Source organism: Pseudomonas sp. SED1, from assembly GCF_034044025.1.
GTDB lineage: Bacteria > Pseudomonadota > Gammaproteobacteria > Pseudomonadales > Pseudomonadaceae > Aquipseudomonas.
Window position 1 is genome coordinate 1 of record NZ_JAXCIS010000158.1, and the last position, 22340, is coordinate 22340.

Genomic DNA, 22340 nt, shown 5'->3' on the forward strand with positions numbered 1-22340 from the left:
GGTTTAGCGGTGTTTAGAAGACTGCAACAGGGTTGTGATTTCCTCGAACCCTGGCCGGGCCAGCACATCCGGCTGGCAGCAGTCATCCCGCAAGGCTTCCAGCGGCGCGCGCTTTTCCTCGCTTAACCCCGTATCAATCCTTTCCAGCAACTCCCCCAGCAAAACCCCAAACGCCCGCACTTCAATGCGCTGCAACGCGCGGGTTTCCTCGCTGTCGACCGTGGCATGAAACGACGCGGCACCAAAGTCTCCAAGCAAACATTCACCGGCCTCATTCCACAGAATGTTATGCCCGTACAAATCGCCGTGGGTGATGCCTTGCGCATGCAGGTGCGCCGCCACCGAAGCGATGCCCCTGGCCATGCGCAACGCCACGTCCGCGCTGAAGCGGGTGGTGGGCTCGTAGATATCCCGGGTGCACGACGCCAGGCTCGGCAGGGCCGCGAGGTTGCGGTAGCTCGGCTCGATCAGTTGCATCACCAGCGCCGCCTGGCCTTGCGGGTGGTCGACGACACGGCCTTCTACCTTGATCAGGTTGGCATGCAGTGCGGCAGCGATGCAGGCGTGCATTTCGTGCAGGGGCGAGCCGTCGCTGGTAATGCTGCCCTTATAGAGCTTGACCGCGACCGCCTTGGCCAGCCCGTTTGGCGGGATCCAGGACGCCTTGCGAATGATCCCGGAAGCGCCTTCGCCCAATACGTCGTCCAACACCAATTCTGACCAGGGAATGTTTGGCGTCGGGTCATGCCGGGCCTCTTCCGCGGCCATTTCTACCGGGTTGCCGGCGTAGGCCAGCCAGGTCAGGCTCGGCAAGGTCAGCAGCCAGTCGGGCAGACGGGTCAGGCGGTTGGAGGCGATGCGGATCAGTTCGAGGTTTTTGCACTGGGCGAGGCTCGGCGGCAACTGCTCCAGGTGGTTGCCGGCCAGCATCAGTTTTTGCAGCAACGGCCGTTCACCCAGCTCGCTCGGCAACTGGCTGATGCGGTTATCAGTGAGGATCAGCCAGCGCAGCAGTGGCGGCAGCGATGCCGCCGGCACACTGCTGATCTGGTTCGACTTGAAGCCAATCATGCTCAACTGCGCGCATTGGCCCAGGCATTCCGGCAGTTCGGTAAAGGCGTTTTCCGAACAGAACAGCACACGCAAATGGGGCAGGCGGTGCAGGTCATCCGGCAGGCTGCTGAGGGCGTTGCCGGTGAGGTTGAGGATTTCCAGGGAGTCGGCCAGGTCGAAGATTTCCCGGGGGAACTCGGTCAGTCCGCAGGACAGGTCCAGGCGTTTGATACCGGCCAATTGGCCGGCCTTGAGTTGGGCAAGGGTATCCATGAACGGCGCGTCACTCGGCAATAGGGGCGTGAATGGCGCTCATGATAGCGGGTTGCGGCCCGATCTTCTGCAACTGCCCCAGGCGGCTGGCGGTGCGGGCCAAGTCGATCGCCTGGCCACTGAGGGATTCTTCCAGCGGCTGCTCGCCGATGAGCACTAAGTGTTTGTCCTGGTCGTAGAGCACGTCCACCAGGTTGATGAACCGTTGCTGGGTGGCAATTGGGCACTCCGCCAGATGCGGCAGGCCGTCGATGATCCAATGGTCATAGTCGCGGCACAGTTGCAGGTAGTCCATGACCGCGGTCGGTTGTTCGCACAGGTCGCTGAAGGTGAAGGCGATGCTGCGGCCCTGATGCCTGCGGGCAATCAGTTGCCGGGCACCGACCGCCAGGCTCAGTGGTAGGTGATCCGCTGACGGCAGGCCCAGGGCCTCGCGTTGCGCAGGTGTGCCGGGCCAGACGAACCGGCCTGCCGTAAAGCGCTGATCGCCATGGGCCTGGGCCAGGCCGCGATAATCCTGGGGGGCACTGACTTCCATCACGTCCATGCGCGCACTGATCAGCTCGATCACCGGCTTGAATCGCTGGTGGTACAACGGGTTCGGCAACAGCCCGGCAGGCGGGTAATTGGAGGTCACCAGCACCCACACCCCGCGCCGGAACAGCGCCTTGAAGAGTCGGCTGATCAGCATCGCGTCGCCGATGTCGTGCACGTGAAACTCGTCGAAGCACAGCACGCGGCAGCCATCGAGCAGTTCATCCAGGGTCACGCCCAGGGCATCGCGCTGCTGGCGATGGGTAAACATGCCGCGGTGCAGGTGGGCGAAGAAGTCGTGGAAGTGCACGCGCTGCTTCTCGGCCATCGGCAGTGCCTGGAAAAACCCGTCCAGCAGCCAGCTTTTGCCCCGGCCCACGGCGCCGTGCAGGTACAGGCTGCGGGTAGGGCGCCCGGCCAGCAGGTGCGCGGTTTGTCGGGCCATGGTCTCGATGACCTGCAACTGGCTGGGGCTGAGGGTATAGCCCTGTTGCCGGGCCTTGCCTTGAAAAAAAGTCGCGATGCCGGGGTCGGCGTCGGTGGCCGCCGGTTTACCCAGCAACCGTTTGAGCAGGGGCGGTAAAGCAGCCAATGTCAGTCACTCTGTGTTTCGGTGGTCGCCCACTTTAGAGCGCCGGTTGCGGTTTGACCAATAGAGAAGCACAGGGTGAGCTATCTGGAAAAGGCATGGCTGAATGGATCCAAAACAACGACTTGACTGGCGGATTCCCCTCAAGTGACTAACCTCATACACAGCAGTCACCCCTGTATAAGGATTTGGGGCAGTGAAGGGACAAGCAGTCTTGGCAATCATGAGCGCGATGCTCTGCAACACGGTTTATGGCGCTCAGCTCCAGGTTGAAGTGCGCATCGACGTGCAGCGGGGGTGCCAGTTGGTCGGCACCACGCGCGAAGCAGGTATCGAGCAGCTCGGTGTGCTGGATTTTGGCAGCGGCGCCCGCCTGGATGACCCGGCAGGTCCGTTGAGTGCAGCCTTGATCAGCCAGCGCCAACCACGCCTTGAGTGCAACCCGGACACGCCGTATCAGATGCGTGTCGACGGCGGCCTGCATGGCGGCGTCGGCGAAGTGCGTTACCTGGGCGCCGCAACCCCTTCGATCAAGCCCATCCCCTACCGAATTTATGCCGACGCCGCGCGCCGCATCCCCCTGGCTGTGGACGTGCCGGTGAGTGGGCGCGTGCCCGACTCCGGCACCGTGGACTTGCCCCTCTACGGACGCATCGAACCGCTCAAGGACATTCCCGCCGTGGGCCGCTATTCCGACCTGCTCAAAGTGACGGTGACATGGTAAGCCGCGGCCTGGCCTGCGTGGCGCTGGGCGGCCTGTTGCTGCTGGCCGAGGACGCCCAGGCGGCGGTGGCCGGGCAGATTCATGCACGGCTGGTGATCACCGCCAGTTGCCAGGTAAGCAAGGGCACCGAAAGCGCGCCGGTGAGCCCGGATGGCGGCTCGGCCTTGCTGGATTTCGGCAGCCACGGGCCTACCTGGGACAAGGGCCTGGGCGCAGGCATCAGTGATGGCGACAAGGCGGCGCTGGCGGTGTCCTGCAACCCTTCGGTGGTGAGCAGCTTCACCGTGACCATCGACGGTGGCGCCCATGGCGATGGCACCACCCGGCGCCTGAGCAATGGCCGGCAAACCATACCGTATCGGCTGTCGGCCGACCCCGCAGGCCTGAGCACCTACAGCATCGGCCAGCAACGCAATTTCGTCGTGACCAAGGGCGCACAGGTACCGATCCCGGTATTCGGCTCGGTGGTGGCGAATACCAGGGCCCTACCGGCCGGCATCTACACAGACACCCTGACGGTGACTCTGGATTGGTAAATCATGAGGATGGACATCATGCATGCACTTGTATCTAAAGCAGTTTTTCCATTAATCGCACTGGTGTGGGTGTCGGGCGCCCAAGCGGCCACCACGGTCACCGGGCAGATCAGCTCCACGTTGATCCTGACCAACAGCTGCCTGGTCAACGGCGTGGGCGGCACCACCGGTTTGAACTTCGGTACGATCAATTTCGGCACCACCAACAGCCAGTTCACCACCCAGTCCGGCCAAGTGCTGGGCGGTGGCGGGGGCGCGTTGTCGATCCAGTGTTCGTCGGGCACCTCGCCGGTGATCACCGTCGGCGCCGGCTCCCATGACGGCCAGTCCACCGGCGGCACCCGGGCGCTGTACGACGGTGTTGCCAACTATGTGCCGTATGACTTCTACACCGACACCGGGCATTCGACGCTCCTGGCGATCAACGGAACCATCAACGTAGGCGCGAGCACGGGGGTTGCGCAAACCGTGAATATCTACGGCCAGGCCGTGGGCAAGGTAGGGCTGCCGGCCGGTACCTATACCGATACGGTGTCCGTGCAACTGACGTTCTAGTGCCATGAAACGGACCTGCTGGGCGGTGCTGGCGGTCCTCACGGGTTGGGGGATGCCGTTGTCGTTGCTGGCGGTGACTACCCAGGCAATCCAGGTCAGCGCGACGATTGCCGCAGGCTGCCTGGTGGTGGGCGGTGGCACGAATTACGGCAGCCTGGCGTTCGGCAGCTATTCATCGTTGTCCACCAGCACGGTGTCGGTGGCGCTGAGCGGCGGGGTCACGCTGCAGTGCACGCCGGGAGTCACCTTGAACATGACCGTGGATGGTGGTTTGCACAACGTCAGTGGCCGGCGCATGCAGCTCAATAGCGGCAGTGCCCAAGTGGCGTATCAGCTGTTTCGGGACGCGGCGTTCAGTCAGAGCCTGGGGATCAGTCAAAGCGTCAGCGTGGCCTATAGCAACGCAAACAATATAACCCTGCCGATTTACGGCCGGGTGGTGTTACCGGGTAATCAGCCTGGGGGGACGTACAGCGACGTGCTGCAGGTGCAGCTGTCCTGGTAAGGCGATTGGCATGAGGAGTGGAATCTATGTTTGCAGCTTCCCGGCGGTATTGGGTCGCGGGTTTTATCGGCTTGGTGGCATTGGGCGCCGGGCAGGTCCAGGCCGCCAGCTCGGTGCTGATCTGGCCCATTGACCCGGTGCTGGAAGCCGATCAACAGGCCAGCGCCTTGTGGTTGGAGAACCGCGGTACAGAGACCGCCAACCTGCAGATCCGGGTATTTGCCTGGAGCCAGGGCGGTTTCGACGAGCAATACCAGAACCAGCGCGACGTGATCGGCAGCCCGCCGGTGGCGAAGATCGAGCCGGGGCAGAAGCAACTGGTGCGCCTGACCCGCACGCGAGAAATACCGCCGGGCCAGGAGCTGGCGTATCGGATCATCATCGACGAAATTCCTGGCGCCGTGCCTGAAACGCCTGCCGCCGATGGCAAGACGGCCGCCGCAATCCGCTTTCAGATGCGCTATTCGGTGCCCTTGTTCGCCTACGGCGCAGGCCTGTGGAGCAAGGACGACGCGACCCGCCAGCGCGACCCCAAGGGTGCGGGCAAGCCGGAGCTGAGCTGGAAGAAAGTCACGGTGGGCGGGCGCAACTATGTGGAGATGCGCAACCAGGGCGCCGTGCATGCGCGGCTGACCGATGTGGCATTCAAGCAGGGCGGGCAAACCCGGCCGCTGGTGGACGGCTTGCTGGGCTACGTGCTGCCGGGCGCAACCATGCGCTGGCCGGTGCCGGAAGGTGTCGCGGGCGACCAGCCGTTGCAGGTACGGGTCAATGGCGCAACGCAACTGGAGAACCTTGCACCGGGACGGTAACGCAATGGAATAGGGCATGGAGTCGCCCTTGATCTTAACGGATGGAGATGTCCATTGATGGACACAATGCCTTGGTGAGCCATGAACGGGCTCGTATTCGATGGCGATCGGTGTGGGTGGGCGGCCTGTCTGGCCTGGCGCTTGCGCCGCTTGGCATGGCCGCGCCGCTGCCGCCGCCCCCCAGCAACATGGAGGCTGTGGCCGATGCACAGTTGTTCCTCGAACTGGTGGTCAACCAGTTGGATACCGGCCGGGTGGTCGCCGTGGATCAACGCGCCGGCGGCTTGTTTTTGCCGGCGGCGACCTTACGGGATATCGGCATGAAGCTGCCGGCCGGCATCACCACTGAAGTCGCACTGGACCAGGTGCCCGACTTGCACACCGATTACGACAGCCAGGGCCAGCGCCTGATGCTGACAGTACCGCCGGCGTGGTTGCCGGCGCAGTTCATCGGCAACCGCAATAACTACCCGCGCACCCAGGCGCTCACCAGTTTTGGTGCATTGCTCAACTACGACGCCTACTTGAATGACACCGATGATGCCGGCACTTACCTGGGTATCTTCAACGAAGTGCGGTTGTTCGACACGTGGGGCACGTTGTCCAATACCGGCCAGTACCGCACCACCTTTGGCGGCCAGACCAGCGGCAGTACCCTGGACAATGGCTACCGGCGCTATGACACCACCTGGCGCTTTTCCGACGATGAACGCCTGCTGACCTACGAGGCGGGCGACGTGATCAGCGGCGCGTTGCCGTGGAGCAGTTCGGTGCGCCTGGGCGGGGTGCAAGTGTCGCGAGACTTCGGTGTACGCCCGGACCTGGTGACTTATCCCTTGCCGCAGTTTGCCGGGGAGGCGGCGGTGCCGTCGTCGGTGGACCTGTTTATCAACGGCTACAAATCCAGCAGCGCCGACCTGCAGCCAGGCCCCTACACCTTGACCAACGTGCCGTTTATCAACGGTGCCGGCGAAGCGGTGGTCGTCACCACCGATGCGTTGGGTCGGCAGGTTTCAACCACGGTGCCGTTCTACGTCACCAGTACCTTGCTGCAAAAAGGCCTGTCGGACTTTTCGGTGGCGGCCGGTAATTTGCGCAGGGACTACACCATTCGGGATTTTGGCTACGGCCCCGGCGTGGCCAGCGGCACGTTTCGATACGGGGTGTCGGACTACTTCACCCTGGAAAGCCATGCCGAAGCCTCGGGCGACCTGACCCTGGGCGGGCTCGGCGGCAACGTGCGGCTGGGCAACTTCGGGGTGCTCAACACGGCCCTCAGCCAAAGCCAGTTTGACGGCGAGACCGGCCAGCAACTGAGCTTCGGTTATCAATACAGCAACCAACGCTACAGCCTGTCTTACCAGCGGGTAGAGCGCCGCGACCAGTACGCCGACCTGACCCTGGTCGACACCCCTTATGCGAGCCTCAGCAAACGCAGTGAGCAGGTGACCCTGAGCCTGAACCTCAACGATTTCGGCAGCATCGGTGCCGGCTATTTCGATGTGCAGGCGGCCGATGACTCCCGCACCCGGCTGATGAACCTCACCTGGAGCAAACAGCTGTGGCGCAACACCAGTTTCTACCTGTCGGCCAACCGCGAGGTCGGTGACAGCAACTGGGCCATGCAGGCGCAGCTGGTCATCCCGTTTGACATCTACGGCAGCCTGGCCCTGAGCAACGAGCGCAGCCAGGCCGGCGAGAGTCGCCAGCGGGTCAACTACAGCCGGGCGGTGCCGTCCGAAGGCGGCGTTGGCTACAACCTGGGGTATGCCAGTGGCGACGGGCCGGCCTATCGCCAGGCCGACCTGACCTGGCGCATGCAGTCGGTGCAATTGCAGGCAGGCGTGTATGGCAGCAGCGACGCCGAGACCCGTTGGGCGGATGCCAGCGGCTCGCTGGTGTGGATGGACAAGCAAGTGTTCGCGGCCAACCGGGTCAATGACGCGTTTGTGGTGGTGAGCACCGACGGCTATGCCGGGGTGCCGGTGCTCTATGAAAACCAGTTGGTGGGTGAAACCGATCGCAACGGGCATCTGCTGGTGCCGTGGAGCAGCGCTTATTACCGCGGCAAGTATGAAATCGACCCGCTGAACCTACCGGTCAACGTGCAGACCCCGAATGTCGAGCAACGCGTGGCGGTGCGTCGCGGCAGCGGCTACCTGCTGGAGTTCCCGGTGCGCCGGGTGATCGCGGCCAGTATCACCCTGGTGGATGCCCAGCATCAGGACCTGCCCCTGGGCAGCCAGGTTCGCCATGAGCAGACCGGGGCGCGGGCGGTGGTGGGTTGGGAGGGCCTGGTGTACCTAGAGAACCTGGCGGCCCACAACACCTTGCAAGTCACTGTGGGTGAGGGCCGTACCTGCCAGGCAACGTTTGATCTGGATATCAACGAGGAGCAGGTGCCGCTGATCGGGCCGCTGGTTTGCCAATGAAATAAGGAGTGTGAGTGTGAGGGGCAAGGAATGGATAGTTGGACTGCTGGGGCTGGCGGGGCTGGGGTTTTCGGCACAGGGTATGGCCGCGTGTTCGGCGCCGGGAGCTACGTCGCCGGCCAGCTTTGGCTCGATCAGTTCGATGACGGTGCGCACCGCCCCCCAGACCAGTTCCACCACCAACGCAGGCTTGAACTGCGGGGCCACGTTGATTTCGCTGCTGGCAGCGAGTGATCACTTCTATGCAACCATCACCTCGGCCACCAGCGGCATGGTCGGCCCTACCGGGGATGTCATCGGTTATACGATTTACGGCAACAACAGCACCAGTTACCCGATCAACCGTGGCACCCAATTCGATTTCGGCGCGACGGGCATTGCCCAAAGCGTTGGCCTGGTTTCCGGGCCGGGCACGAAGACCTTGCCGCTTTACCTGAGCTCGATCACCGGCAGCAACGTGGCGGCCGGCCTCTACACGGAGACACTCAGCATCGCCTGGGTCTGGAACTATTGCTCGGTGCTGGGGGTTGGGTCGCTGTGTGTCTTCCGGGATTCCGGCTCGGGCACATCTTCCCTGACGGTCAGCATGACGGTGAGCAACGACTGCCAGATCACCGCGCCCAACATCAGCTTCGGCAGCGCGCCGGTGATCAGTGGTTTTTCCAATGTGACCGGGCAGGCCACGATTGCCTGCACCAAGGGCAGCGCCTACACCGTGGGCATCAGCGACGGCCAGAACCCGGTGAGTGTGGGTGGGCAGCGGCGGATGGTTTCTGGCAGCAATTTCCTGAATTACGACATTTTCAAAAGCGCCACCACCACCCGCTGGGGCAGCGTGAGCACCGCCCGGCGCGCCAGCTCCACGGCTGAGGTAAATCCCGGGAATGGCCTGGGCACCGGCAGCCAGGTGTTCAATTACAACGCGGCGATCTATACCAACCAGGCCACACCGCCGGCGGGCGTCTACGTCGACAACGTGGTGCTGGATGTAGGTTTCTAAAAGCGCATCGTCTGCTTGAGCATCTGCGTGGTCGACGGGTCTTGCGGGCTGACCATCGCATAGTTGTAGCCCGCGCCCGACCAGTATTCGGCCTGCAGCCCGTCGGCACTGCGGCTGCCACGGGGCAGAAATTTGTTTTCCGGGCCCGGCGGACGGATATAGAAACTGATGCGTCGCCCTTGGGGGTCTTCATACAGCACCATGGCTGCGGCGCCTTGTTCGGTGCTGAGCAGGCGCCCACTGACCGCCTTGAACCCGGCCTGGCTCAGGTCCGGCAGGCGGTAGGCCTGGTTGAAGTAACGGTCGAGCCAGCCTTGCATGTCGCCACCGCCTTGCACGTGGTAGTCGGCGGGCAGGATGCCGTCCTGGGCAAACAGGCGGTAGGCCTGCATTGCGTCGCTCATGGGCGCCATGCTCTCGAGGAGGGTGGCCTGGCGGGCCTGCCAGCCACCGAGCCCGCCGACACTGACGGCAATCAACAGCATGGCGGCCGTCGCGAGATGGCGGCGTGACTGGCGTTTGACTCGCTGACGGATCAGGGCCGGGTCCAGCTCAGGGTTGGCCGGCTGTTGCAGCAAGCCGCTCAAGGACGCCCGCAGGTGCTGCGCGTCCTGTTGCCAGGCGTGCACCTGGACGGCGACGTCCGGGTGGGCTGCCAGCCAGGTTTCGAGCTGGCGGCGGTCAGCGTCCAGGAGCTGGTGATCGACGTAGGCATGCAAATCGCGTTCGCTGGGAGGCAAGCTGATCATTTGAGTATCCGCAGGGCAGGGCTGGTGATTTCGCCGTCGCTGAGCTGGCGCAGAGCCTGGCGTGCGCGGGACAGGCGAGACATCACGGTGCCCAGGGGCACCTCAAGGATGTCGGCGACTTCTTTGTAGCTCAAGCCTTCCACCGAAACCCACAGCAGCAGGGCACGTTGCTCGGTGTTCAATTTATCGAAGGCTTGCAGGGTCGATTGCGCGATGACGGTGCGCTCGACCGACGGCTGCGAATCATCGCGGCCGGTGAAAAATTCCAGCATGCGCGTGTACCGCCGGGAACGTCGATGGGCATCGAGAAACTGCCGGTAGAGGATCGAGAACAGCCAGGCGCGCAAGTCGCCTTCGAGGCGTTTGTCGGCCCAACTGATGATCGCGCGTTCAAGGCTCGCCTGCACCAGGTCATCGGCACTGCTGGTGTTACGCGTGAGGGACACGGCAAATCGCCGCAGCCTGGGGATGAGTTCACGTAACTGTTCGTCGAGTTCGTGCATGGGATTCTGGCTAGTCACTACGCTGGGACTAGGAAGACGTCCGGCGTTGGAGGTTATTCCAGGCCAATAAAAATAAACAGCAGGCCAGGGAATAGAGTGCGCTGGCGTTCGTCCCAAGTGTTCCGACCTTATGTTTCACCCACTCAAGGCCCCTGGCCCTGGAGTTATTTCATGGTAGATCACTCATCACCGCCCCGTCCGCCGCTGAGCACCGCAAGCCTGATAATTCGGTTGGCCAGCATCGGCGTGGTGGTTGCGGTTGTGGCCGGGGCGTTTGCCTACGTTAACGGCAGCCTCGACCCACAACGCTTGCGCCCAAAAACCTTGGTCAACGCCCTGGAAACCAACAACGGCCTGCACCCTGGTTACCGTCGCAACCACGCCAAGGGCGTGTGCGTGGCCGGTTATTTCGAGAGCAGCCCCGAGGCGCGCCAGTACTCCAGTGCCCAGGTATTCAGCGAAGCGCGCACCCCGGTGATCGGGCGCTTTGCGCTGCCCAGCGGTAACCCGTATGCGCCGGACAGCAGCGTGCCGATCCGCAGTTTTGCCCTGCAATTCAGCTTGGCCAACGGCCAGCAATGGCGCACGGGGATGAACAGCATGCCGGTGTTCCCGGTGGGCACGCCTGAGGCCTTCTTTGAGATGCTCAAGGCTGGCGCACCTGACCCGGCCACTGGCAAGCCGAACCCGGCAGGTATGCCGGCGTTCTTCGCGGCGCATCCCGAGACCGCGCCGTTCCTGGCCTGGGTCAAGACCGCCAAGCCTTCCGCCAGCTACGCCACCGAGACCTATAACGGGATCAACGCGTTCTACCTGGTAAACGCCAGCGGTCAACGCCAGGCCGTGCGCTGGGGCGTCGTGCCCCAAAGCCAGGATGCAGCGGGGGCCACGGCGCCCGCCGGCAGCGATTTCCTCGAAAAAGACCTGGCCCAGCGCCTGGTGGCCGGGCCGCTGCGCTGGCAGTTGAACGTCACCCTGGCCAACCCGGGAGACCCGGTGGATGACGCCAGCAAGACCTGGACCGGTGAGCACAAAGTATTGAACGCCGGCACCCTGGTGCTGGAAAGCAGCCAGCCGCAAATGGACGGCGATTGCCGCGACATCAACTTTGATCCACTGGTTCTGCCGAGCGGTATCGAAGCCTCGAATGACCCGCTGCTGGCTGCCCGTTCGGCGGCGTACGCCAGTTCCTACCTGCGTCGCACCAGCGAAGTCAGCCAGTTGCACAGCGCCCCTCAGGAGTCGAAGCCATGAATGCCCAACCCCGGTTTTTCGCTCCACTGGCGCGGCTGCTGCATTGGCTGATGGCGTTGATGATCATCGCCATGCTGTTTATCGGCGCGGGCATGGTGGCCTCGGTATCGGAACGCCACGAGTGGCTGATCCACCTGCACAAACCGTTGGGGATTGCGATCCTGGCGCTGGTGATCGTGCGCTTGGTGGTGCGGTTTTCCACCCGTCAGCCGCCGCTTCCGGCGGACTTGCCGCTGTGGCAAGTGCTGGCGGCCAAGGCGTCCCATGTGGTGCTGTATGCGTTGATGCTGGTATTGCCGCTGTTGGGCTGGGCGATGATTTCGGCGGCCGGTGATCCGGTGATGCTCAGCAACTCGGTGCAATTGCCGGCACTGGTGGGGGCGAATGCGCCGCTGTTTGCGGTGTTGCGCAAGGCTCACGGTTACCTGGCTTATTTGCTGTTTCTGACGGTGCTGCTGCACCTGGCGGCGGCGCTGTTCCACGGTTTGATCCGGCGTGACGGCGTGCTGCAAAGCATGACCGGGACCAAGGACTGAAGCTTTGCCCGACGACGGCAGCCGTGGTGCCGCCGTCGTCGGGGACAGTGGAGGGTTAGCGCAATACGCCGACGATATCCGCCACGCTGCTCAGCACATCCTTGCCCAATTGCATCGAACGTTTGCCCGACCAGCCGGTGAGGGGGTTGGGCGCGTCGTCGTTGTCCTTGAAGGGCATTTCCAGGGTCAGCGACAGGCAATCGAACTTCTCGCCGACGCTGTTGCACGCCAACGTCATGTTGGCTTCGCCCGGCAGGTCGCGGGTGTAGCCGTGCACGGTCTGGAAGTCGCGGGTGAGGCCGCTCAAGTGGCTGCGCAAGTGTTTCTCCAACTGCTCGATGCGCGGTGTGTAGCCGGGGTTGCCTTCACAACCGGCGGTGAACACGTAGGGGATTTCTTCGTCGCCGTGGATATCCAGGAACAGGTCGACGCCGTATTTTTCCATTTGCTGCTGCACGAACAGCACTTCCGGGCTGATCTCCTGGCTCGCACTTTGCCAGGCGCGGTTGAGGTCCTGGCCCATGGCGTTGGTGCGCAGATGGCCGTGGAACGCGCCATCGGGGTTCATGTTCGGCACGAGGTAAAGATCGGCGGCGGCCAGCAGTTTTTTCAGCTCGGTGTCACCGTCCTGTTGCAGGCGTTCGATGACGCCTTCCATAAACCATTCGGCCATGTGTTCGCCGGGGTGCTGCTGGGCGATGATCCAGACCTTGCGCTTGCCGGCTTCGCCTTTGCCACGGCGCAGCAGTGGGATATCACGGCCTTCGACACTTTTGCCGGTGGCCAGCAAGTGCGTGCCGGCGCGGTTCAGCGCCTGGTCGATCAGCCAGTCGTGGCGTTCGCGGCTGTAGGGTTCGAAGTAGGCGAACCAGGCTTGTTTTTCACGGGTTTCGAGGGTGATGTGCAGTGTCTCGCCATCAAAGCGGGTGGGCACCCGAAACCAGTTGATATGGTCGTAGGACGCTACTGCGTTGTAGCCACTCCACGCGTGCTTGTAGGAAGAATGGCCCGCGTTGCTCAGGCGGAACGTGTGGGTGTGGCCCACGTGCATGCCTTCGGCCTTGAAGTGGAACCACTGGAAGTGCTGGCTGCGCGTATCGGGCTTGATAGCCAGCAGCAACTGGTGGGCATCACTGGCGTCGAGCACCTGGATATTGCCGCTGTCGAAGTCGGTGCTGATCTTGATAGAGGTCAAGGCCACGGTCATAGTCTGGTTGCCTGAATATGAGTGTTGTGGCGGGCATTTTACACCGGAGCGGGGTAAAGCCTGGATGCAATTTTTGCGGGGAATAGAGGGGGCGTCGTCCTTGACGCCGCAGCAGCTTAGAATCTATGAGATTGATTCTCAAGTGCTATTTTGGGAAGAACCGGCCTAGAGCGCTCGATCGACTTTCTTTTGGCGATGGTCTTTTGCTACCATGCGCGCCATCAAGCAACACACAGTCTTCATTAGCCTGAAGCCACGCCAGGAAAAACTGGCAAAAAAAAGACCCGGCCAAAGAGCCGGGTCAAAAACCGTGATTAGCCTGATGAGGAGATATTCCAAGAGTCCGACCTAAGGTCTCTTGGTCTATCGACTGATCTCGCGATCAGCTAGGTCCAATAATAATCATTATCATTTGCAAGTCAAATGTTTTTATCCCTCAGATAGAAATATTTTTCCTTCGCGTCTGTTACATCCTGGCCGACTGTTCGGTGTCCCTCGCCGAAACCCGCAGCGACCGCTCCACCATCACCTTCGCCATATCAATCAAATAGACCACTGAAAACGCCAGGTCCCGGCTGCTGCCGTGGGCGCTGTTTGCCGATTCGTACGCGGTGGCCGCAGCGCTGCGCAGCAGGTCGGAGGCGTGGACCAGGGCTTCCTCGTCGCTGATGCCTGGCTTGACCGCGAACAGGGTGTCGTCAACGGCGGGCGGCGTGCCATCCTCTTTCAAGTAATAGTCCAGTGCGCGCTGGGCGGCGCCGCTGCTGCGCATGAACAGCAGTTCGTCTTCATCGCAGATTTCGGGCAGGGAATACGGGGTTGTCGTCATAAAGGTCGGTGCTCTGGGTGGATGTCGAAAGCCTGCAACCGATATTAGTACTAATCGTATTTATGGCGTTTTATTGATTACTACAAACTGTTTATTGTCGTTGTGACTACACAACGTATTGTCAGGCCCCATGGATAAGTGGATAGCGTTGGTCAAGGCCAGCATGAAAGACCGCAAGGTCACGCAGGACCAACTGGCGTCGCGCCTGGGCATGTCTCAGGGCGGAGTCGGCCACTGGCTGAACAAGCGCCGGGTGCCAAGCCTCGCCGACATGAACCGGGTGATGCAGGAACTGGGCCTCGATTATCTCGAGGTGGCGCTGGTGATTCGCGAAAAAGCGCTTGCACCGGTGGAGCAGGAATTGGAGCCAGTGCCGCACTACAACCCGAATTACCGGTACCCGCTGAGCGACGGAAAGGGAGCGTACCAAGTGCAGGAAGAATCTCGGCCTTACAACGCTGCCCGTTTCCAGATGAGCGACTATCACGCCCGTGGCAAAGCGTTCTGGATGCGGGTGATCGGTGATGCCATGGCTGCCCCCAGCGGCTTGAGTATCCGCGAGGGCATGATGGTTCTGGTGGACCCGGCCATCAAGGTCGAACCCGGCAAGCTAGTGGTGGCCCAATGGGCATTCAATCCCCAGGCGACCTTGCGCAAACTGGTGAAGCAAAGCGGCCAGCTTTACCTGGTACCGCTCAACCCGACCTACCCGAAAATGCTCTTCAGCGAAGAATGCCGGATCATCGGCGTGGTGGTGCAGGCGGTCACGAGGTTTTAGCTCGCGGCTTCCAGTTCCACCAGGGCGCTGCCTTCACCGACCATTTCACCTTCCTGGCAGTACAGCGCCTTGACCACGCCGGCATGGGGCGCGCGGATGCTGTGTTCCATCTTCATGGCTTCCAGCACCACCAACTGCGTACCGGCTTCAACCGTTTGCCCGACCTCCACCAGCACCCGCACGATGCTGCCGTTCATCGGCGCGGTCAGGCCGCCCTGATGGGACTGGCTGGCGTCGACGGCGGCAATCGGGTCGAACAGGCTGACGCTATGCACCTCGCCATCCCAACGCAGAAACACACGGCCGCCCTCGCGGACCGCCAGATGGGAGCGGCGTACGCCTTGCTGGTCGATCAGCAACTGCTCGCCACGCAACTGTGGCGGGTTAACGCCGGCTTGCAGCATCACCAGGCGATCCTGGCCGTTGCAGCTCAAATGCAGGGAAACCTCGGCCGGCAACCCGGCGCGAAAGCCGCGCATGTCTGCCCAAGGCGAACTGGAATCACTGCTCGGTTGGGTCTGCATGAACGCCTGGCCTGCTGCCTGCCAGAACTCATCGCTCAGATCGCCTGGTGCAGGTAGCAGCTCATCCTGATAACGCGGGATAAACCCGGTATCCAGTTCAGCCGCCGCAAACGCCGGATGGCCGATGATGCGCCGCAAAAAGCCCAGGTTGGTCTTCAGGCCACCCACGGCAAACTCATCGAGCATCCCCAGCAACCGCAGGCGCGCCTGCTCGCGGTCTTCGCCCCAGGCAATCAGCTTGCCCAGCATCGGGTCGTAGAACGGTGAGACGTTGTCGCCTTGCTCGACACCGCTGTCCACCCGGCGCCCCGGCCCTGGCGTGGATTCGCGGTACAACGCCAGGTGCCCGGTGGCTGGCAGGAAATCATTGGCCGGGTCCTCGGCGTACAAACGTACTTCAATCGCATGCCCCAGCAGCGGCACTTGCTCCTGAGTCATCGGCAGTGGCTCGCCCTGAGCCACACGGATCTGCCAGGCCACCAGGTCCAGGCCGGTGATTGCCTCGGTTACCGGGTGTTCCACCTGCAGCCGGGTGTTCATCTCCATGAAGAAAAACTCGCCCCGGGCGTCCAGCAGAAACTCTACAGTGCCCGCGCCCACGTAACCGATGGCCTGGGCGGCACGCACCGCTGCTTCGCCCATGGCTTTGCGCTGCTCGGCACTCAGGCCCGGCGCGGGGGCTTCTTCGACGACTTTTTGATGGCGACGCTGGATCGAGCAATCACGCTCATTCAGGTACAGGCAATGGCCGTGCTGGTCGGCAAACACCTGGATTTCCACGTGGCGCGGCTTGAGCAAATACTTCTCTACCAGCATCTGCGCGTTGCCAAACGAGGACAGCGCTTCACGCTGCGCCGAGGCCAGGGCTTCGGCCAGTTGGCTGACGTCCTCGACCACTTTCATGCCTTTGCCGCCACCGCCTGCCGTGGCCTTGAGCAACACCGGGTAACCGATACGCTCAGCCGCCTGGCGAAAGGTCTCCAGGTCCTGGGCGTCACCGTGGTAGCCGGGCACCAACGGCACACCGGCGGTTTCCATCAGCGCCTTGGCGGCAGATTTACTGCCCATGGCATCAATGGCCGAGGCGGGCGGGCCGAGGAAGATCAGCCCGGCCGCTTCAATCGCGCGGGCAAACCCTGCGTTCTCCGAAAGAAACCCATAACCCGGGTGAATCGCCTGGGCGCCACTGGCTTGGGCCGCGGCGATCAATTTGTCGACTTGCAGGTAACTGTCGGCGGCCTTGCTGCCGCCCAGGTCAACGCGGATATCCGCTTCGCGGGCATGCCGCGCGTCGCGGTCCGTGGCGCTGTGCACGGCCACGGTGGTCAAACCCATGGCCTTGGCGGTGCGCATCACCCGGCAGGCGATTTCGCCGCGATTGGCCACCAATACAGTGGTAAGCGTCTTCATGAACGCGGCTCCTGAGGCTGCCAATTGGGCGCGCGTTTTTGCAAAAAGGCGCGCAAGCCTTCCTGGCCTTCGGCGCTGACGCGGATCCGGGCGATGGAGTTTTCGCAATAGCGACGCAACGCTGGCGTCAGCGCGCCGTGGCCGACTTCCCGTAGCAGGTCCTTGCTGGCGCGCATGGCCGCCGGGCTGTTGAGCAGCAGATTGGTAATCCACAATTCGACGTGTACGTCCAAATCATCAGCGGGATAACTTTCCGCCAGCAGCCCGATTTCCCGCGCCCGCTGACCGCCAAAGCGCTCCGCCGTGAGGGCATAGCGACGGGCAGCCCGCTCACCGATCGCCTGCACCACGAACGGGCTGATCACCGCCGGCGCCAGGCCAATGCGTACTTCCGACAGGCAGAACTGCGCATCATCGGCGCCAATTGCCATGTCGCAGCAACTGATCAACCCGAGAGCACCGCCGTAGGCCGCGCCCTGAACCACCGCCAGCGTCGGGATCTTCAGTTTGGCGAGGTTGTACATCAGCTCCGCCAGTTCCCGAGCGTCATCCAGGTTGGTGTGGTAATCCAGCTCAGCCGACTGCTGCATCCAGGCCAGGTCAGCACCGGCGCTGAAGTGTTTGCCGCGCCCACGCAGTACCAGGAAGCGCAGGGCCGGGTCGCCTTGCACCTGATCCAGGGCAATGATCAATTCGCGGATCATTTCGGCGTTGAACGCGTTGTTCTTGGCTTCACGACTGAGCCACAAGGTGGCAAAGCCACGCGGGTCGATGACCAGTTCGAGGGTATTGAAATCGCTCATGTAAGGAGCTCCATGATGATGTGATGCATGTTGTAGGAGCGAGCTTGCTCGCGAAAAACCTGAGGGCGCCGTATTCATCCAGACTGCCCGCGTCAGCATTGACGACCATCGCGAGCAAGCTCGCTCCTACAGGTCACATGCGGAACACGCCGAAGCGGCTCGGCTCGATAGGGGCGTTCAGCGCGGCGGACAAGGCCAGGGCCAGCACGTCGCGGGTCTGCAACGGGTCGATGACGCCGTCGTCCCACAGCCGTGCGCTGGAGTAGTAGGGGTGGCCCTGGGTTTCGTACTGGTCGAGGATCGGCCGCTTGATCGCGGCTTCCTCGTTGCTGCTGAAACCCTGGCCTGCGCGCTCAGCCTGCTCACGCTTGACCTGCACCAAAACGCCGGCCGCCTGTTCAGCGCCCATCACGCCGATGCGTGCGTTGGGCCACATCCACAAGAAACGCGGGTCATAGGCGCGGCCGCACATGCCGTAGTTACCGGCGCCGAAGCTGCCGCCGATGATCACGGTGAATTTCGGCACCTTGGCGCACGCCACGGCCGTCACCAGCTTGGCACCGTGCTTGGCGATGCCGCCGGCTTCGTATTTCTGGCCGACCATAAAGCCGGTGATGTTTTGCAGGAACAGCAGCGGAATCCCGCGCTGGCAAGCCAGTTCGATAAAGTGCGCGCCTTTCTGCGCGGCCTCGGCGAAGAGGATGCCGTTGTTGGCCAGGATCGCAATCGGGTAGCCGTGCAAGTGCGCAAAACCGCACACCAGGGTGGTGCCGAACAATGCCTTGAACTCATCGAACACCGAGCCGTCCACCAACCGTGCGATCACTTCGCGCACATCGAACGGTTGCTTGGCGTCAGCCGGGATCACGCCGTACAGCTCCTCGCTGCTATAAAGCGGTGCCAGCGGCGTGCGTTGTTGCAATTGCCCCAGCTTGCGCCAGTTGAGGTTGGCCACACTGCGCCGGGCCAGGGCCAGCGCATGTTCGTCGCTGTCGGCATAGTGGTCGGCGACTCCGGAAATCTTGCAGTGCACATCGGCACCGCCCAGGTCTTCGGCGCTGACCACTTCACCGGTCGCCGCCTTCACCAGCGGCGGGCCGGCGAGGAAGATGGTGGCTTGCTGGCGCACCATGATTGCTTCGTCCGCCATCGCCGGGACATACGCGCCACCGGCGGTGCAGGAACCCATCACCACGGCGATCTGCGGAATGCCCTGGGCGCTCATGTTGGCCTGGTTGAAGAAGATCCGCCCAAAGTGTTCGCGGTCCGGGAACACTTCGTCCTGACGCGGCAGGTTGGCGCCGCCGGAGTCCACCAGGTAGATGCACGGCAGGCGGTTCTGCTCGGCGATGGTCTGGGCGCGCAGGTGTTTTTTGACCGTCAGTGGATAGTACGAGCCGCCTTTCACGGTGGCGTCGTTGGCGACGATCATGCACTCGACGCCTTCCACCCGACCAATCCCGGCAATCACCCCGGCCGCCGGCACGTCTTCGCCATACACCTGGTAAGCGGCCAGTTGGCTGAGTTCAAGGAACGGCGAGCCAGGATCGAGCAAGCGATTGATCCGCTCGCGGGGCAACAGTTTGCCTCGGGACGTATGCCGCTCCTGAGCCTTGGCGCCGCCGCCTTGCTGCACTTGGGCGAGCAGGGTATGCAGGGCGTCGACCTGTTGGAGCATCACCGCGCTGTTGGCGGCGAATTCCGCCGAGCGCGGGTTGAGCTGGGTGTGCAGGGTAGCCATGGTGCGCGCTCCGTTCAGCGGGTTTCGTTAAACAGTTCGCGACCGATCAACATGCGCCGGATCTCACTGGTGCCGGCACCGATTTCGTACAGCTTGGCGTCACGCAGCAGACGGCCCGCCGGGAATTCATTGATATAGCCATTGCCGCCGAGAATCTGGATCGCGTCGAGGGCCATCTGGGTGGCGCGTTCGGCGCTGTACAGGATCACCCCGGCGGCATCCTTGCGCGTGGTCTCGCCGCGCTCGCAGGCCTGGGCCACCGCGTACAGGTAGGCGCGGCTGGCGTTGAGTTGGGTATACATGTCGGCGACCTTGCCCTGGATCAACTGGAACTCGCCGATGCTCTGGCCGAACTGCTTGCGGTCGTGGATGTAGGGCACGATCAAATCCATGCAGGCCTGCATGATTCCGGTCGGGCCCCCGGAGAGCACCACGCGTTCGTAATCGAGGCCGCTCATCAGCACCTTTACGCCGCCATTCAATGCGCCGAGGATGTTTTCTTCCGGTACTTCGACGTCATCGAAAAACAGCTCGCAGGTGTTGGAGCCGCGCATGCCCAGCTTGTCGAACTTGTTGCTGCGGCTGAAGCCTTTCGAGTCGCGCTCGACGATAAACGCGGTGATGCCGTGGGCACCTTTTTCGAGGTCAGTCTTGGCGTAGATCACGTAGGTGTTGGCGTCAGGGCCGTTGGTGATCCAGGTCTTGCTGCCGTTGAGCACATACACACTGCCGCGTTTATCGGCGCGCAGCTTCATGGAGACCACGTCGGAACCGGCGTTCGGCTCGCTCATCGCCAGGGCGCCAACGTGTTCGCCGCTGATCAGCTTGGGCAGGTACTTGAGTTTTTGTTCGTGGGTGCCGTTGCGATTGATCTGGTTGACGCAGAGGTTGGAGTGCGCGCCGTAGGACAACGCCACCGAAGCCGAACCCCGACTGATCTCTTCCATGGCCACCACGTGGGCCAGGTAGCCCAGGCCGGCACCGCCGTACTCTTCCGGCACGGTGATGCCCAGCAGGCCCATGTCGCCGAACTTGCGCCACATGTCGGCGGGGAAAAGGTTATCGATGTCGATCTGCGCAGCCCGCGGCGCCAGCTCCTTGGCCACGAAGGACTGCACTTGGTCGCGCAGCATGTCGATGGTTTCACCGAGGGCGAAGTTCAGGGAGGGGTAACTCATGGACGGGCACCTTCTAGCGTTGTTTTTGTGTGGTCAATGCGCCGGGGAGGGCGATCACCTTTACGTTAACGTAAACTTGCGTTGCAGGCCTGTCAATCGTAGTTTACGTTTACGTCAACCTACAAAAAAGACAACAGGGGTCGTTATGGATCAATCGAATCAGAGCTACAGCCGTGGCTCTCAGGACAAGGCCTTGCTGGCCATGACTATCGGCCAAGCCTTCGATCACACGGTTTCGCGCTACCCCGACGGCGAAGCCCTGGTCGTGTGCCATCAACCGCATCGCTATACCTGGCGGCAACTGGCAGAGACGGTTGATTTGCATGCACGTGCGTTCCTGGCCATGGGGATGCAAACCGGCGACCGCCTGGGCATCTGGGCCCCCAACTGCGCCGAGTGGTGCATCAGCCAGATTGCCAGCGCCAAGCTCGGCGTGATTCTGGTCAATATCAACCCGGCGTATCGCAGCAGCGAACTGGAGTACGTACTCAAGCAGTCCGGTTGCCAGTGGCTGGTGTGCGCGGGGTCGTTCAAAGCCTCCGATTACCACGGCATGCTGCAGGAATTGAAGCCCGACCTGCGCGGCATCATCAGCCTGGATCCCAGCCCGCCCCCGGGGTTCACGCCCTGGTCGCAATTGGCGGCGCTCGGCGCGGGTATTCCGCCCGAGCGACTGCACACCCGCCAGGCCAGCCTGCACTTCGATCAAGCCGTCAACATCCAGTACACCTCCGGCACCACCGGCTTCCCCAAGGGCGCCACCCTCAGTCACCACAACATCCTCAATAACGGCTACATGGTTGGCGAAAGCCTGGGCCTGACCGCGCAAGACCGCCTGGTGATCCCGGTGCCGCTGTACCACTGCTTCGGCATGGTGATGGGCAACCTGGGCTGTATCACCCACGGCACCACAATGATTTACCCGAATGACGGTTTCGACCCGCTGCTGACCTTGACCGCCGTCGCCGAAGAACAGGCCACCGGGCTTTACGGCGTGCCTACCATGTTTATCGCCATGCTCGATCACCCGCGCCGCGCTGAATTCGACCTGTCACACCTGCGCACCGGGATCATGGCCGGCGCCACCTGCCCGATCGAAGTGATGCGCCGGGTCATCAGCGAGATGCACATTAGTGAGGTGCAGATTGCCTATGGCATGACTGAAACCAGCCCGGTGTCGTTGCAGACCGGGCCGGATGACGACCTTGAGCGGCGGGTGACCACCGTCGGTCGTACCCAGCCACAGCTGGAAAGCAAGATCATCGACGAGGCGGGTAACACGGTTGCTCGGGGGCAGGTGGGTGAGTTATGCACCCGTGGCTATAGCGTGATGCTCGGTTACTGGAACAACCCCGACGGCACTCGGGAGGCCATTGATGACGCGGGGTGGATGCACACTGGCGATCTGGCGACCATGGATGAAAACGGCTACGTGTGCATTGCCGGGCGTAACAAGGACATGATTATTCGTGGCGGCGAGAATGTGTACCCGCGGGAGTTGGAGGAGTTTTTCTTCACCCACCCGGCGGTGGCGGATGTGCAGGTGATCGGGATTCCGGATGAGCGCTATGGTGAGGCGATTGTGGCGTGGGTCAAGTTTCATCCGGGGCATGTGGCCAATGAGCTGGAGCTGCAGACGTGGTGCAAGGGTCGGATTGCGCACTTCAAGACGCCTAAGCATTTCAAATTTGTGGATGAGTTTCCGATGACGGTGACGGGGAAGATTCAGAAGTTTCGGATGCGGGAAATTATGATTGAGGAGTTGGGGGAGGGGGAGGATTGATGGTGTACATATCCGTTGCTGCGGTAACGGCT

Annotated in this window: 21 protein-coding genes; 11 read left to right on the forward strand and 10 right to left on the reverse strand. The window is 62.4% G+C overall.

The annotated features are described in order from the left end of the window. Positions 1-3 precede the first annotated feature (3 nt). Together SNL23_RS20195 and zapE are read right to left on the reverse strand one after the other, a co-directional pair. The gene (locus tag SNL23_RS20195; RefSeq protein WP_318303254.1) at positions 4-1326 is read right to left on the reverse strand and encodes a leucine-rich repeat-containing protein kinase family protein; all 1323 of its coding nucleotides are present in this window, start codon (positions 1324-1326) and stop codon (positions 4-6) included. A gap of 10 nt (positions 1327-1336) precedes the next feature. Continuing rightward, on the reverse strand, positions 1337-2452 hold the full coding sequence (gene zapE, locus SNL23_RS20200) for a cell division protein ZapE (protein ID WP_318303256.1): 1116 nt from the start codon (positions 2450-2452) through the stop codon (positions 1337-1339). Positions 2453-2672: 220 nt separating this feature from the next. On the opposite strand from zapE, the gene SNL23_RS20205 reads away from it, so the two are divergent. The 7 genes from SNL23_RS20205 to SNL23_RS20235 are packed head-to-tail and all read left to right on the forward strand — an operon-like array spanning position 2673 to position 9013. Further along, complete coding sequence (locus tag SNL23_RS20205) at positions 2673-3173, forward strand: Csu type fimbrial protein (RefSeq protein WP_442969516.1); 501 nt, start codon at positions 2673-2675, stop codon at positions 3171-3173. Beyond that, a complete protein-coding gene (locus SNL23_RS20210) occupies positions 3167-3709 on the forward strand; it encodes a spore coat protein U domain-containing protein (RefSeq protein ID WP_076014216.1) in 543 nt (180 codons plus the stop codon). The genes SNL23_RS20205 and SNL23_RS20210 overlap by 7 nt, the downstream gene beginning before the upstream one ends. 18 nt (positions 3710-3727) lie before the next feature. Further along, complete coding sequence (locus tag SNL23_RS20215; RefSeq protein ID WP_076014343.1) at positions 3728-4264, forward strand: Csu type fimbrial protein; 537 nt, start codon at positions 3728-3730, stop codon at positions 4262-4264. Positions 4265-4268: 4 nt separating this feature from the next. After that, positions 4269-4769 carry a Csu type fimbrial protein gene (locus SNL23_RS20220; protein ID WP_442969515.1) on the forward strand — a complete coding sequence of 167 codons (501 nt, stop codon included), beginning with the start codon at positions 4269-4271 and terminating at the stop codon, positions 4767-4769. Positions 4770-4795: 26 nt separating this feature from the next. Further along, positions 4796-5581, forward strand: a complete 786-nt coding sequence (locus SNL23_RS20225) for a fimbrial biogenesis chaperone (protein ID WP_167663097.1) — start codon at positions 4796-4798, stop codon at positions 5579-5581. A gap of 41 nt (positions 5582-5622) precedes the next feature. Beyond that, on the forward strand, positions 5623-8013 hold the full coding sequence (locus tag SNL23_RS20230; protein WP_076014213.1) for a fimbria/pilus outer membrane usher protein: 2391 nt from the start codon (positions 5623-5625) through the stop codon (positions 8011-8013). Between the two features lie 16 nt (positions 8014-8029). Beyond that, positions 8030-9013: a Csu type fimbrial protein gene (locus tag SNL23_RS20235; protein WP_412104247.1), complete on the forward strand. Its 984-nt coding sequence runs from the start codon at positions 8030-8032 to the stop codon at positions 9011-9013. Here the strand turns inward: SNL23_RS20235 and SNL23_RS20240 are convergent. Together SNL23_RS20240 and SNL23_RS20245 are read right to left on the reverse strand one after the other, a co-directional pair. After that, positions 9010-9762: an anti-sigma factor family protein gene (locus tag SNL23_RS20240; RefSeq protein WP_318303258.1), complete on the reverse strand. Its 753-nt coding sequence runs from the start codon at positions 9760-9762 to the stop codon at positions 9010-9012. The genes SNL23_RS20235 and SNL23_RS20240 overlap by 4 nt on opposite strands. Next, on the reverse strand, positions 9759-10265 hold the full coding sequence (locus tag SNL23_RS20245) for a sigma-70 family RNA polymerase sigma factor (RefSeq protein WP_076014211.1): 507 nt from the start codon (positions 10263-10265) through the stop codon (positions 9759-9761). Before SNL23_RS20245 ends, SNL23_RS20240 begins: the two co-directional genes overlap by 4 nt. 171 nt (positions 10266-10436) lie before the next feature. Between SNL23_RS20245 and SNL23_RS20250 the strand changes: the two genes are divergently transcribed. After that, positions 10437-11519, forward strand: a complete 1083-nt coding sequence (locus SNL23_RS20250; protein WP_076014210.1) for a catalase family peroxidase — start codon at positions 10437-10439, stop codon at positions 11517-11519. Further along, positions 11516-12055 (forward strand): cytochrome b, encoded by a 540-nt coding sequence (locus SNL23_RS20255; RefSeq protein WP_076014209.1) that lies wholly within the window; start codon positions 11516-11518, stop codon positions 12053-12055. The genes SNL23_RS20250 and SNL23_RS20255 overlap by 4 nt, the downstream gene beginning before the upstream one ends. A gap of 55 nt (positions 12056-12110) precedes the next feature. Here SNL23_RS20255 and SNL23_RS20260 read toward each other — a convergent pair whose 3' ends face one another. Then, positions 12111-13262, reverse strand: coding sequence for a M14 family metallopeptidase (locus SNL23_RS20260; RefSeq protein WP_167663101.1), 1152 nt, complete (start codon positions 13260-13262; stop codon positions 12111-12113). Positions 13263-13728: 466 nt separating this feature from the next. Further along, entirely contained in the window at positions 13729-14091 is a 363-nt protein-coding gene (locus SNL23_RS20265) for a DUF6124 family protein (RefSeq protein WP_076014207.1), read from the reverse strand. 130 nt (positions 14092-14221) lie between these two features. Between SNL23_RS20265 and SNL23_RS20270 the strand changes: the two genes are divergently transcribed. Beyond that, a complete protein-coding gene (locus SNL23_RS20270) occupies positions 14222-14869 on the forward strand; it encodes a LexA family protein (protein ID WP_318303260.1) in 648 nt (215 codons plus the stop codon). Here the strand turns inward: SNL23_RS20270 and SNL23_RS20275 are convergent. The 4 genes from SNL23_RS20275 to SNL23_RS20295 all read right to left on the reverse strand — a co-directional run bounded on the left by SNL23_RS20275 (position 14866) and on the right by SNL23_RS20295 (position 20525). Continuing rightward, entirely contained in the window at positions 14866-16803 is a 1938-nt protein-coding gene (locus tag SNL23_RS20275) for an acetyl/propionyl/methylcrotonyl-CoA carboxylase subunit alpha (RefSeq protein ID WP_318303261.1), read from the reverse strand. The two genes, SNL23_RS20270 and SNL23_RS20275, sit on opposite strands and share 4 nt — an antisense overlap. Beyond that, positions 16800-17606, reverse strand: coding sequence for a gamma-carboxygeranoyl-CoA hydratase (locus SNL23_RS20280; protein WP_318303262.1), 807 nt, complete (start codon positions 17604-17606; stop codon positions 16800-16802). The genes SNL23_RS20275 and SNL23_RS20280 overlap by 4 nt, the downstream gene beginning before the upstream one ends. Positions 17607-17739: 133 nt before the next feature. After that, on the reverse strand, positions 17740-19347 hold the full coding sequence (locus SNL23_RS20290) for a carboxyl transferase domain-containing protein (protein ID WP_318303263.1): 1608 nt from the start codon (positions 19345-19347) through the stop codon (positions 17740-17742). Between the two features lie 14 nt (positions 19348-19361). After that, positions 19362-20525: an isovaleryl-CoA dehydrogenase gene (locus SNL23_RS20295; RefSeq protein ID WP_076014201.1), complete on the reverse strand. Its 1164-nt coding sequence runs from the start codon at positions 20523-20525 to the stop codon at positions 19362-19364. A 145-nt stretch (positions 20526-20670) separates the two neighbouring features. On the opposite strand from SNL23_RS20295, the gene SNL23_RS20300 reads away from it, so the two are divergent. Continuing rightward, the gene (locus SNL23_RS20300) at positions 20671-22308 is read left to right on the forward strand and encodes an AMP-binding protein (RefSeq protein WP_318303264.1); all 1638 of its coding nucleotides are present in this window, start codon (positions 20671-20673) and stop codon (positions 22306-22308) included. Positions 22309-22340: the final 32 nt, after the last annotated feature.